This window comes from Bacillus cereus group sp. Bce041 (assembly GCF_052646455.1).
In genome coordinates this window covers 898,625-911,032 of record NZ_JBQXON010000002.1, presented here as the reverse complement: position 1 = coordinate 911,032, position 12,408 = coordinate 898,625, and the positions used below count along the sequence as shown (strand labels likewise).

The following is a 12,408-nucleotide window of genomic DNA, read 5'->3' as shown; positions in this document are numbered from 1 at the left end:
TAATTGTAATGATATGTTAGATTGTATATTTTATCCTTAATATATTTAATGGAAGGGGGACTCTCTATGAAATTGCTTCGTTCATTTCTCATTTTCACTCTTGTTGTATTGTTAAGCGCATGTAATACAGCAACAAAAGTCACAAAGGTTCAAAAAAATGGCGAAACGACTTTAACAATTGGTTCTTTGCAGGGGTATTACGATGTACAAACGCTTAAAGCTGAAAAAGGAAATCTGGAAATTCCTTATGAGGCAGCAGTTGAAGAAGGTACGATTTTATTGCAAGTCACAAAAGACGATAAGGTCATTTATGAAGAAGAAGTCACTTCTCAAAAAGAAGGTTTGCTTTCTTTTGAAGCGCCAAAATCCGGATCATATGATTTAATTGTACGTGTGAAGGGTGAAGAAGAGAAAGCGAAAGGAATTCAAATACATACGAAGCTATGAAAAAACGGCAAGCGGAGTATACTCGCTTGCCGTTTCCATTTCCAGTTGGTTCTGGCATAACAAATGCTCATCAATTTCAAGAAGTGAACGTAAAGTAATTCCGAAGTATACAATATTTTACTTTCAGCGATGTAATCCCTAATAAAAGATTCAATAAATTTCATAATATAAATATTTAATTCTAATCATTAAAAATCCTACTTTTTCTTACTTTAATTGTTTCTAAAATATAAAGAAGAATACCTAAACCAAATATTTTTTCAGCATTAGAAATATTATTACCTAATTTAATAATCGGTACATTTAAGCCAAATCTTTCACTCCATTCTAAAGGCATATATCCCCTCTTGCAGTTTATTAATATACGATCATCCATTGTACGAAAAGACGTTTCGAAAAAATCAAATTCCACTTCTATCTCAGAAATTTTTATCTCTTTTTCATTCATCAAAGAACCACGTACCATTCCAAATCCTTGTATCATATTTTCTTTAAACATACCTACACAATTATAATTCGAATCATAAATAGCCCAATCATAATTTTCAACTTCACTTTGAAAATATGCAAGGATTTCTCCATCACTTGCTTCCAATCCAAAAACTTCTTTATTTTTTAAAATAGGTAATGTTGAAGAAATCATCTTTGTTCCTGCTACATATCTTCCATCAGGAGTATATAAACCTAAATGTTTATTATTGCCGGGTAATTCTAACAAAACATAAGTATCAATATCCCAAAATGTTAAATCATTTTTAATTATATTTTTTTCTAGTAAATTTCCTTTTCTTAATTGCCAAAATCCAATACTAAAAAATACAAGAGAAGCTATAATAATTAAGATTACTGGTCCCCAATTAATATTACCCCAAGTATTATACATACCAATTAATCCATAAAGAAAAAGCCCAGTTCCAATTAAACACTTCAACTTCCCCTTTTTTTTATAATACTCAAATAATTCCACATAAACACCTCTATCAGTTGGTCTTAATATTTCAATTACCTTTCAAATAGGGGGCACATTACCGAAAGTGAAAAATTGTATGCTAAGGGTGTAAAAACCTATTATAGCAGGTTTTATAGACGTTATATTTACCTTTATAATAAAAGAGGACGTGGAGTAACTTGATTATTCTTAATCATTCGACAAGATACAACAATTTAAGATCATATTTTTTGCTATGATAAGTAAGAAATTTACATATCGTGTTATTGGGGGATAAAAAGAGATGTTGAAAAAATTTACTACATGTATTTTAGGTGGCGCTTTAGTATTCAATTTATCTGGTTGCGGCAATACATCCGACAAAACTTCTTCAGAATCTAAAGAAACCAATTCTAAACAAGAAGAAAAGAAAGTGCAAACAACTGATGAGGCGAAAACGAAAGAGAATACAAAGCAGAAAAATACAGAACAAACAAAAGAGAAATCAAAAATAAAAGAAAAAGAGTATGCTGTAAACAAGGATTTTCATACACCTAAATTTGATGTAACTGTAAAAAGAGTTGTAGAAAGAGATAAGGTTGGTAAAGAGAGTATAGGATTCCAAAAACCTGAAGATGGACATGTCTTTATTGTTGTAGAAGCAGAAGGGAAAAATATCACAAACGAACCGATGAAATTAGCCGTTTTACCATCAGTGGATTTAGTGGATGAAAATGATAATGCTTATCAAAGTGATGTGTTAGCAGCTAGTAGTTATGCGGTTGAAAAAGGTGAGACCTCTACTATTACTAAGGAATTAAAACCAGGGGAGGTAAAGAGACAAAATAAAGTTTACGTGATTAATAAAGAAAAATTTGATACAGGAAAGTGGTATGTAGTTGTTAACCATGAGTATAAGGAACAAATTAAATAGTGTTTATTTATGAAGAGGAGATGGCTCCTCTTTTTTTTTTACAAGTTAACACAGAATTTCGTTATAATGTAGAAATTTAATGTTTTCGGAAAAAAGAATTGACTTCTATATTAGTTGTAACTAAAATAATTACATAAAGATGTAATCAATTTAGTTACAACTAATATCTGCTAAAAATATGATTTATATATTTAATTAAGGATGGTGGTCCATACGTTGCCACCCGGTGTAGAAAGTTACTAACACATTCAAATCGATGCATATTCTAAGCTTTAGTATTTTCTGTTACGGGGCAATAAGGTGCAACGTTATCTTTTGTTAAAAACCTTGGTGGATCTTTCTTTGGAAATATTAGTTTTGGGGAAATATAGTAAGGTATCTAAAAAAGAACAAGGTATAAAAAGATGTACTTATATAAACCAAAAATTTAGTTGAGCTGGATAATAAAAAAAGGTAGGGGATTTAAATGGAGACGAAACAAGATAACCTTATTTACGTATGGGATGCATATTGTGGATGGTGCTATGGTTTTTCAGAAAGTATTAAAGGATTTTACAAAAACCACACTGAAGTGCCATTAACAGTTTTATGTGGAGGGTTATTTTTAGATAATTTACCAATGAAAAACTTCTCATATATAGAAGAAGGAAATAAAAGAATTAATCAACTTACAGGTGCTGAATTTGGTCCTTCCTATCAAAAATTGGTGGAGGAAGGGACTTTTAAAATGAATTCGAAAGATGCTGCAATTGGTTTTTCAGCTTTACGCTCATTAGCGCCAGACCGTTTATTAGAATTCACTTCGGCTATGCAAAAAGCGTTTTATTATGAGGGCCAAAGTCTGAGTGATCCTGAAACATATCGCAAAATTGCAATCGAGCATGGTTTGGACCCTGAACAAGTATTAGAACGTTTAAACGCTCAAGAAACAATAATAGATGTCCAAAATGATTTCAATAAAGTTCGACAGCTTGGTGTTAATAGCTATCCTTCATTACTTTTACAAAAGGATAATCAAATTATTCCTATTGGTGGTGGCGTAATGACGCCGGATAAAATTGAAGCGCGTTTTAAAAATTTATATTAAGAAAATTTAGGATATAGTAGCAAACATGTTATCTTAAGCCACCTGACATTTATCTCCGGAATATTCGCCAGTACTATTACACTTTCAGATAAATGGGAGTGGGAGATTTTATCCCGCTTTAACGGGCAGTAAGACCCCCACCTCAAAATTCAGTGGAAGCAAAGAAGTTAGGTGGGGGATCAACTGTCCGTAAAAGTCCGATTGGTGTGGGCTAATAATCAGTGGGGGATGAACAAAACCCCCACTGATTAAAGTTTCACTTTATCGGAACAAGATAAAAATATGATAATTAGTTCATAACTTTAACAAAAGGAGAATAACATACTATGTTTACAACAATCGATACAAATCAAAAAGATGTGAAATTAACGGTGTTTAGTTCGGACGAAAAAAGCTTTATGGTCACAGCAACATTAGTTGAGAAAGCAGGACATGCATTTTTAATAAACTCAAAATTTACTCAATCTGATTCGAAAGAAATTGTTGAGTATCTGAAAAAAAATGACTTATCTTTAGATAAAATCTTTATTATTCATGGGGATCCAGACTACTACTTTGGATTAGAGAGCATTAAAGCCGTTTACCCAGAAGCTATAGCGTATGCAACAGAGTCTACTGTTGAACATATCGTTCATTCTGTCTTAGGGAAATTAAAAGTTTGGAAAGACGCCCTTGGAGAAAATGCACCAAGTAACGTGGTATTACCTCAAGTGTTTAAAGAAAAAGCGATTGATTTTCAGGGGTTAACATTTGAACTAGTAGGCTTAGATCATTACAGAACTAGCCTATTTAATAAAGAACTAAAAGTATTAATTGGTGGTATTGATGTCTTTAACGAAATACATGTATTTTTAGCGGATACTAGCTCAAAAGCGACTATGGAGGCGTGGATTGAGAACTTGAAAGTATTACAAGCATTACATGCTGACATAATTGTACCTAGCCATGGATCAATTGAAAAATCCCTAAATAATCAAGCACTTACTGCGACAATGGATTATCTAAGAACTGCGGTTCAAGCTTCTGAGGAAAGTGGAACTTCAAAAGATTTTGTGGCAAAACTTGAAGCAGCATATCCAGGCTATGCAAATAAAGGTGTATTAGAATTAAGTGCAAAAGTTGTAACAAAAGAAATGCCTTGGGGTTAATGATATGAATAAATATCAAAAGCTATTACATGAAACGTATGTGTTAACTGGCGAAGGGAAATTGGATGCGTTCAAAACGTATTTAAGTGAAAATGTATCTTGGACAGAAGCTGCTGGGTTTCCATATGCAGGTACTTATATAGGTCCAGATGAAGTAGTGAAAAACGTACATGAACGTCTTGGCACAGAATGGGATGACTATAGCGCTAAAGATGAAATTTATACTTTTAATAACAATACTGTTATCGTGTATGGAAAATATAGTGGAACATATAAAGCTACAGGGAAGTCATTTGTAGCAGATTTTTGTCACCTTTATAAGTTTGATGAGAACGATAAGGTTAAGAAGTTTATTCAAATTGTGGACAGTGCAACTGTTAATGAGGTATTAAGTTAGAATGAATCGTTTCTAATATGCCTTGTATAGGGGGAGGTTAGGATAAATGAAATTCCTAACATTACCTCTGACATTACATTTTGGGGAAGGTTTCTCCTTCTTCAAACTTTTTATAGAAGAAAACTTATTTAAGTAGAAGAGGTAGGTATATATGAAATTAGAGAAAAGTTTAATCATAACAATTATTTCTGTATTTATTTTAGGAGTAGTTTCGACTTTGGTATATCAAGCTTCCACTGGTAATAACAAAGGGAACTCAATTAAGAGCGAAAATGTCGTTTCTGTATCAAAAGAAGTAAAAGAAAATGAAAAGAATAAAAAGATGGTAGTTGATTTCTATAATGAAGTTTTTAACAAACATAATATCGATATTATCCCTAAATATGTTAGCGAAGATTATAAGCAACATAATCCTTTTGTTGCTGATGGACGAAAAGCCTTCATGGATTTCTTTAAGGAGGATTTTGTTAAAAATCCTAATTCCTCTGCAGAGATTAAACGTGTAGTAGCTGAAGGGGATACAGTTGCTCTTCATGTACACTCTCGTACTAATTCTCAAGATAAGGGAGTTGCTATAGTGGATATATTTCGTATCAAGGATGGAAAGATTGTCGAACACTGGGATGTAATTCAAGAGATTCCAAGTGAAGCAGCTAATGATAATACGATGTTTTAGATAGAAGATATATCTAATAATTGTTTAATTGATAGTGCTGTATAGAGTTTAGAAATTTAGATAATTAGTTATCAAATTTGGAAATCATTTAAAAATAGCATATTAAATGATGGCACAAATTAATACGAAATAGCTCTTTAATAAAAAATCCTACTCATTAAAAAATGAGTAGGATTTTTTATTAAAGAATAGTGCTAATTTTGTGGTTCGGCACCATCTAAATTTGGAAACCATGAAAGTATAGGTACTCTATATCCACGTAAAGTAAAATCGTAATTTTTTCCTTCTTTTATGTTTGCTTGCAGAGCCACTGAATGAAACCTCATCATAAGAAGGCTATCCTCATTAGAAATAACTTTTTCAGTTCCATTTTTTTGCTCAACCTAGTACAATCTCACCAATATAAAAAAGGACCACCATTACTGGCAGTCCTTTTTTGGTAGTTTTAGAAATCAAATTACAACATATTAATATACAAATTTTAAATATACTTTTCCAAAAGATACTATAAGTTTTTTATAATTCTTGATTTCTCAATTTTCATTGCATGATGAATTTTTCTATGGGTATTAACAACTAACATTAAAATTATCAATTCACTAGATTATTAGAAAAAACTGGTTATCTATATAATTATTTGGTAAAATATAGATATAATTTAAGAGGGGAAAGTTAATATAGATCAACTAAGTAATGCTAAGAAAATGTTTTATTGCATAAAAAAAGGCTCCATTGCTGGAGCACTCAAAATAAAAAAACGAATTAAAACAAGAAACAGACAATTTAACTATATAGATAAAACATAAATAAATCTATATATATGTAAAGATGCATATAAAAACTCTATTTATTGATGCTATAATAGGTTTACTCGATGATTGTTATATTTTTTTATGGTTTTTAAGCAATAAATACCTTCTTAACACCAAGTGTACAAGTAAAAGAAGACATCTTAAGCGATGTCTTCTTTTCTTATATAATAACAACACAATAAAATTAAGATGGTTCAAGTCGGAAAAAGGCACCTTTGGGTGTTTTTTCTTTGTCGAATTTGCCTAATAGGGGCAGCACCACACTGCTATCAAGTTAAAAAATTTTTTCACCCAAAACAAAAAAATGAGCTGAATTCACATAAATAACGATGGAAGAAAACAAAAACTTAGGGTTAAAGAACTTGTGATGTATGACTATATTGGCTGTTTTTATCCAGAAGGATACATGAATCCTGATTATACATTTGTATTTAATCATGAGGATATTGAAGGAATTATATTTGTAGGTTTTATAGATGAGGAAGAAGAGGCATTTGTAGGATTGCTTAATTGAATAGGATCTAGAAACAGGTAATCTTCAAATTTTGATAAAACTAGCAATCTCCACGCCGAAATTGGTTAAATTATAAGGGGGAAAAGCTGGTCACGAAAATGATGAAGAGATTACTATTTTCAAATCAGTTGGTTTGGCTGTAGTAGATACTATCGTTGCGAATTATTTGTATGAGAAAGTAGTGGAGCGCGGGATGGGATTGAGTTTTGAGGGACTGCCTTTTGGTGGTCTTTTTTGCATAAAATCTTGTAAAGTAAGAAAAAATTGAATATTAATATTCTAATATTCAATAGAAAGATAAAATGTTTTAAAGTTCAAAATAATACATTATAATATATTTAGTAAAATTAACCAATTTATATTTTGCTCATTATGTATTAAAGGGGAAATGAAAATGGCTGGACAAATTCGTATGTCACCAGAGGAGCTTAAATCGAAAGCAGCTCAATATGGACAAGGTGCAAATCAAATTGAGGACATTTTAAGTCAACTACAAAATTTACAAAATGAATTAAGAGGAGAATGGGAAGGTCGTGCTTTCGAAGGTTTTGATCAACAGTTCAATCAATTAAAGCCAAAAGTACAAAACTTCGCACAGCTATTACAAGAAATCAATATGCAGCTTAATAAAACTGCAGAAGCTGTTGCTTCTCATGATGAAGAATTATCACGTAATTTCGGTTTGAAATAAAAATTGTCATACTCTATATAACAGGCATTTCAAATGAGCCATACAGCTTATAGTGTATGGCTCATTTGATTGCATGCCCAACTTAGCTGGACACACGTTTAAAAAGAGTGATATTAATAGGGAATTTTCATATATTTATTGGGATTTCTTTGGCATCTTCTGAAAATTAGAGAAAGGATTTGAGTGATGGGACAATTTCAAAGTAATTTTCAAACGGCACAACAAATTGCTACGCAGATGAGAACAGCTTCGAATATAATCCAAAGTGCAACAAATCGTTCTATAACAAAGGCGACGCGTACAACACTATCTGTTAATTCCAAAGCACAAGAAGCGAATCAACAAATGTTAGATTTTACGAAACAATTTTCCACTGCCTTTCAACAAGCGGTCGATAATATTCATTCAGTAGCCCAAGAGTTTGAGAGAATGGATAACGAACTTCACAACACTTTTCGCTAATGTGAAAACCTACGTAAAGGTAAAATAGTAGGAGGAATATAATGAGTCAAGATATTGAAAAACAAATCAATCAAGTAAATCAAAAGTTAAGAAGTGTATTTGAAGAACAAGACCGAAATCAATCCGTGATTCACATTCAGGAGCAAGCGGAAGCAGATTTTTATGAATGGAGAGGTCGAAACCATCGTTTGTTTGATCGAATTTTAGGAACTTGGCATGGTGATAGAGAAATGTCTCAATTTTTTATGAATACATATCAAGAGGCACAACATATTGAACGAAAAGTCACATTTGAATTAGAAAACCAAAAAGAAACGTTGCTTAAAGAAAGACGAAACCTTAGTGATTTAGAAAACGACCTTTCCTATCAACAACAACAATTAGCGAGGGAGGTCAATGCATGAGCTTAAATATGTATTTAGGAGAAGTACAAGGCCAAACTCAAAGTATGAATGCTGTATGTAACGCTACTATTCAAGGTATGGAACAAGTCATTCAGTCAATTGATGCCTTTGCAATTGATACTGTTCTACAAGGACAAACTTATAGCAGTGCAAAATCATTTTTTGTACAAACCTTTCGTCCTTTAGCGCAAGGAATCATTTATCTGTGTGAAGAGTTAATTCGCCAGAACGATGCTTTTCCAAGTCAATTTCAATCACAAGTCGCTTCCACAGATGTAATTGAACAAGAAATATTAGAACAAATTCGAGAAATTGACCGAATGAAAGCAAGTATGGAAGCCATCAGTCAAGCTATGCCAATCCCAGGTATGGACGCTATGGTGAATCTTTTTACTGTGATGAGGAAAAAACTGCAAGAAAAGCTGGATCATTTGTATCAATTCAATCAGACCTCTAGTAATAATTATAGTACAGCACTTCAATTAGCAGCTAGTATTGCTGCAGGTCTTGCGGAAGTTCAAAGTGGAAAAGGCTTTAGTCCTGCAAGTGGTACATTTAGTACGCAAGGGTTGAATATGGAATGGACAACTTCTATTCAGGCGATTAATGAAGATAGGAAGCGTCAGGCCGATAATCATTTAAATGGTAGTTCAATTGAAGAAGGAACAATGTGTGGTCCGTTAAATAGTGAGAAAAAAGATGAATCTTTACTAGATACGTTTAAACATGGTGTCGAAGATATTTATGAAGGTGCTTTGGAGTTTATACAAGGCGCTGGCAGTGCAGTAGCTGAAGACTATATTGGACTAACACCACTTGATAATGATAAATTAGAAAGCAAAGCAACTTATCAAGCTGGAAGATTTACTGGACATGTTATATCAACGGCAGGATCTATTGTAGAAATTTTTGAAGGTATTTCAGTCATAGGTGGGGCTAATTTCTTAACATTCGTCGCAGAAGTAGGAAGTGGTGGGTTAGCATCACCAATTGTTCTTCCATTAGATGCAGTTGCTACAGTGGCTGGTGTTGGTGTTGTTGTACATGGTGGATTGGTTTGGGATAAATCGATTCAAAATGCTAAGGATACTCTTCAAAAATTCGAGTCTTCTCCATCTTCTGGTGAGCGTATTAATAAAGTTAAAGAGAATGGTAAACTTAATAAAGAGGAAAATGCTACTAAAGGGATGGATAATACCAGTAATAAAACCAGCGGAGATAATCCAAAAGTAATTGAGGAATTAGAGGGACCTGTTATTGATGGAAAGCGAGTTGGAAGTGGAGAAAAGATTGATAAAGTAAAACCTATTTGGGGAAGAGATGAAAAAGGAAAGCCTATCATAGTAAAAGAGTTTCCTCATGTCCCTAAGGAACATGGCTTTTCTGATATTGTTGATAATTACTCAAGATTTGCTGATGAATTTCCATTAGTGGGAGGAGATCGCATTAGTAGAAGATTCTTCCAAATCCAAGGAAGCAATGGTGGTAAAAAAGGCGTCTTTGAGTGGATTGTTGAACCAAATGGAAATGTAAGTCATAGAAGATTTATTGAAAATGGTACTGTTACAGGGAAACCAAATCAAGTTCCAAAAAAGTAAAAGGAGAATTATATGGATTTAATAGATTTTAAGAACAAAGGTCTTAAGTATGATTGGAAAACTATTTATACCGGTGTAAATAAAAAATATTTCGAACCGAATGTCATTTCTGATTATGCGGTGGAACTAATGGAAGCCGGTGATGATGAAGCTTTTGTTAATGAACTAGCTTGGGGAATAGATTCTAGTGATTTAGATAAAATTTTGTTTGAAATTAAAGATTTCCACTTTCCTAATCTAGAAGAAAATAGTGAAGAATTACAGAATGAGATAAGTAAACTCAGATTCGTTTACTTATCTAAGTTAAAAGAAAAGATTACTGATGAGGATGAACTATTAAATAGAATTGCAGAGTTTTATGATAGACATGATTATCCTGAAGATATGACAAGTTTTATTACTTATATGCCCCAAGATACCCCAACTACGAAGGAAGATTTGTTAAATAGGTTTTATAAATTTTTGGATTCAGAGAAAAAATTTATTGAATAGCTACTTTGCTAGATTCTGAGGGCAAGAAATGAATTTTTTGAAGAACAAGCCTTCTTTAAGGTTGAATATTTCAATGAACCATGTTATCTAGCTTGGAGTAAGTGAAGAGAAAGTTACATATGGAGAATGATCAACAAAAGAGACCTAACATTTGCGGTCTCTTTTGTTGATTTAAATTAAAAAGTATCATTTAAGTGGATGCCCTTTTGTACCTCTTACTTTACATACAAATAGGCTTCAATTGCTGATACATAGTATCTTTTATCCTTGCTGTTATGTACTTTGTATTGTGGCGCTCCATTCACAGTTACCTTTACATCAATGGTAAATCCTAATCTTACCTCTAAAGCACCAACAACATCTTTACCCTGCCAAGAAAGAGATTCATCGAGTTCAGATTAACGAAAAACATAGAATACATAATTTTAACTAGACTTATTATTAACTAGTGTATCCCCACCACCAAGCTCTGCCTCAATCTGCGAAGTCTTCGATGACTCATCCATACGCCAATACGTAATAAAGCTGATCGCGATACATCCAGCTACGTAGAAGTAGAATAGTGATTCCATTCCGATACTTTTTAGCCATAATGCGATGAACTCAGCTGTTCCGCCGAATATCGCAACTGTTAGTGCATATGGTAAACCTACGCCAAGTGCGCGAATTTCAGTTGGGAAGAGTTCTGCTTTTACAATTGCGTTAATGGAAGTGTAACCAGTAACGATAATGAGACCGACCATCATGAGTAAAAATGCTACGATTGGTTCTGTCGTTTTTTCCATGAAGAAGAAGATCGGTGCTGTTAGTAATGTTCCGAGAATACCGAATGCCATTAATAATGGGCGGCGTCCAATTTTATCGGATAGTAGCCCCGCAATTGGTTGAAGTACGACGAATATAAGTAGTGCGACAAAGTTAATCCAGCTTACAACTTCTTTCGGAAGGCCGACTGTGTTTACCATGAACTTTTGTAAATATGTTGTGTACGTATAAAATGCAACAGTGCCTCCTAGTGTTAGGCCGACTACTGTTAATACTGCTTTCGGGTGTTTCATAAGCGCGCGAACGGTTCCTGCGCTTTCGCGTTTTTGTGATTTTATGTTTGAAAACTGCTCCGATTCATCCATCGTACGGCGAAGCCATAATACAGCTACTGCGCCCATCGCTCCAATAATGAATGGAATACGCCATCCCCAAGCTTTCATATCTGGTTCGCTTAGTAATTGCTGAAGAACAATTTGAACGCCTAACGCAACCATCTGTCCCGCAACGAGCGTTACATATTGGAAGCTTGAATAAAAACCACGGCGTCCACTACTAGCCATTTCAGATAAATACGTTGCGGAAGTTCCGTACTCTCCGCCAAGTGATAATCCTTGAAGTAAACGAGCAAGAACTAAAATAATAGGGGCCATAATACCGATACTTTCGTAACTCGGTGTACAGGCAATAATTAAAGAACCACCGGCCATAACTGTAATGGAAAGCGTTAATGCTGCCCGGCGTCCGTGCCGATCCGCATAGCGTCCCATTAATAAACTTCCGATAGGGCGCATTAAAAATCCAACTGCGAAAATAGCTGCTGTGTTCAGTAACTGACTCGTTGGATCGCCTTTAGGAAAGAACTCTGCTGAAAAATAAACAGCGAAAGCAGAGTAAACGTACCAGTCGTACCATTCAATTAAATTACCGACAGAACCTTTGAAAATATTGCCGGCGACTCGATTAGATTTTACTTGAGCCATACTAATTCCTCCTCTTGCTTATAAATAAAATGATAATTATGAAAGCGTGTTCATTGTAGTTGAATTGTAC

At 33.6% G+C, this 12,408-nt stretch carries 14 protein-coding genes and 3 pseudogenes; 13 read left to right on the top strand and 4 right to left on the bottom strand.

Annotation, left to right across the window (positions count from 1 at the left end):
* The first annotated feature begins 66 nt into the window (after nt 1-66).
* The gene (locus tag ACUN13_RS10725; RefSeq protein ID WP_088346748.1) at nt 67-447 is read left to right on the top strand and encodes a BA_1872 family lipoprotein; all 381 of its coding nucleotides are present in this window, start codon (nt 67-69) and stop codon (nt 445-447) included.
* 181 nt (nt 448-628) lie between these two features.
* On the opposite strand, the gene ACUN13_RS10720 is transcribed toward ACUN13_RS10725, so the two are convergent.
* Complete coding sequence (locus ACUN13_RS10720) at nt 629-1,414, bottom strand: hypothetical protein (protein ID WP_048519086.1); 786 nt, start codon at nt 1,412-1,414, stop codon at nt 629-631.
* A gap of 265 nt (nt 1,415-1,679) precedes the next feature.
* On the opposite strand from ACUN13_RS10720, the gene ACUN13_RS10715 reads away from it, so the two are divergent.
* The 5 genes from ACUN13_RS10715 to ACUN13_RS10695 all read left to right on the top strand — a co-directional run bounded on the left by ACUN13_RS10715 (nt 1,680) and on the right by ACUN13_RS10695 (nt 5,617).
* Nucleotides 1,680-2,309 (top strand): hypothetical protein, encoded by a 630-nt coding sequence (locus ACUN13_RS10715; RefSeq protein WP_000913402.1) that lies wholly within the window; start codon nt 1,680-1,682, stop codon nt 2,307-2,309.
* A 466-nt stretch (nt 2,310-2,775) separates the two neighbouring features.
* Complete coding sequence (locus ACUN13_RS10710) at nt 2,776-3,396, top strand: DsbA family protein (protein ID WP_000448622.1); 621 nt, start codon at nt 2,776-2,778, stop codon at nt 3,394-3,396.
* Between the two features lie 326 nt (nt 3,397-3,722).
* Complete coding sequence (locus ACUN13_RS10705) at nt 3,723-4,544, top strand: cytoplasmic protein (RefSeq protein WP_088346752.1); 822 nt, start codon at nt 3,723-3,725, stop codon at nt 4,542-4,544.
* Between the two features lie 4 nt (nt 4,545-4,548).
* The gene (locus ACUN13_RS10700; protein ID WP_001046367.1) at nt 4,549-4,941 is read left to right on the top strand and encodes a nuclear transport factor 2 family protein; all 393 of its coding nucleotides are present in this window, start codon (nt 4,549-4,551) and stop codon (nt 4,939-4,941) included.
* A 151-nt stretch (nt 4,942-5,092) separates the two neighbouring features.
* Nucleotides 5,093-5,617 carry a nuclear transport factor 2 family protein gene (locus ACUN13_RS10695; RefSeq protein WP_088346754.1) on the top strand — a complete coding sequence of 175 codons (525 nt, stop codon included), beginning with the start codon at nt 5,093-5,095 and terminating at the stop codon, nt 5,615-5,617.
* 194 nt (nt 5,618-5,811) lie between these two features.
* Here the strand turns inward: ACUN13_RS10695 and ACUN13_RS10690 are convergent, their stop codons facing one another.
* Nucleotides 5,812-5,946, bottom strand: coding sequence for a hypothetical protein (locus ACUN13_RS10690; protein WP_256943490.1), 135 nt, complete (start codon nt 5,944-5,946; stop codon nt 5,812-5,814).
* A gap of 814 nt (nt 5,947-6,760) precedes the next feature.
* On the opposite strand from ACUN13_RS10690, the pseudogene ACUN13_RS10685 reads away from it, so the two are divergent.
* The 7 genes and pseudogenes from ACUN13_RS10685 to ACUN13_RS10655 all read left to right on the top strand — a co-directional run.
* A pseudogene (locus ACUN13_RS10685) lies at nt 6,761-6,943 on the top strand (DUF4176 domain-containing protein); the annotation flags it as partial.
* Between the two features lie 76 nt (nt 6,944-7,019).
* Nucleotides 7,020-7,211 (top strand): annotated as a pseudogene (locus ACUN13_RS10680) (hypothetical protein); the annotation flags it as partial.
* 126 nt (nt 7,212-7,337) lie between these two features.
* Nucleotides 7,338-7,634 (top strand): WXG100 family type VII secretion target, encoded by a 297-nt coding sequence (locus tag ACUN13_RS10675; RefSeq protein ID WP_000918587.1) that lies wholly within the window; start codon nt 7,338-7,340, stop codon nt 7,632-7,634.
* Nucleotides 7,635-7,820: 186 nt separating this feature from the next.
* Nucleotides 7,821-8,096 carry a TIGR04197 family type VII secretion effector gene (locus ACUN13_RS10670; protein ID WP_000529655.1) on the top strand — a complete coding sequence of 92 codons (276 nt, stop codon included), beginning with the start codon at nt 7,821-7,823 and terminating at the stop codon, nt 8,094-8,096.
* A 41-nt stretch (nt 8,097-8,137) separates the two neighbouring features.
* A complete protein-coding gene (locus ACUN13_RS10665; protein WP_025687775.1) occupies nt 8,138-8,500 on the top strand; it encodes a DUF3958 family protein in 363 nt (120 codons plus the stop codon).
* Nucleotides 8,497-10,098, top strand: a complete 1,602-nt coding sequence (locus ACUN13_RS10660) for a T7SS effector LXG polymorphic toxin (RefSeq protein ID WP_445423772.1) — start codon at nt 8,497-8,499, stop codon at nt 10,096-10,098. The genes ACUN13_RS10665 and ACUN13_RS10660 overlap by 4 nt, the downstream gene beginning before the upstream one ends.
* 12 nt (nt 10,099-10,110) lie before the next feature.
* Nucleotides 10,111-10,590, top strand: coding sequence for a DUF2247 family protein (locus ACUN13_RS10655; protein ID WP_000364132.1), 480 nt, complete (start codon nt 10,111-10,113; stop codon nt 10,588-10,590).
* 215 nt (nt 10,591-10,805) lie between these two features.
* Here ACUN13_RS10655 and ACUN13_RS10650 read toward each other — a convergent pair.
* A pseudogene (locus tag ACUN13_RS10650) lies at nt 10,806-10,976 on the bottom strand (N-acetylmuramoyl-L-alanine amidase); the annotation flags it as partial.
* A gap of 39 nt (nt 10,977-11,015) precedes the next feature.
* Nucleotides 11,016-12,338: an MFS transporter gene (locus tag ACUN13_RS10645; protein ID WP_000079868.1), complete on the bottom strand. Its 1,323-nt coding sequence runs from the start codon at nt 12,336-12,338 to the stop codon at nt 11,016-11,018.
* Nucleotides 12,339-12,408: the final 70 nt, after the last annotated feature.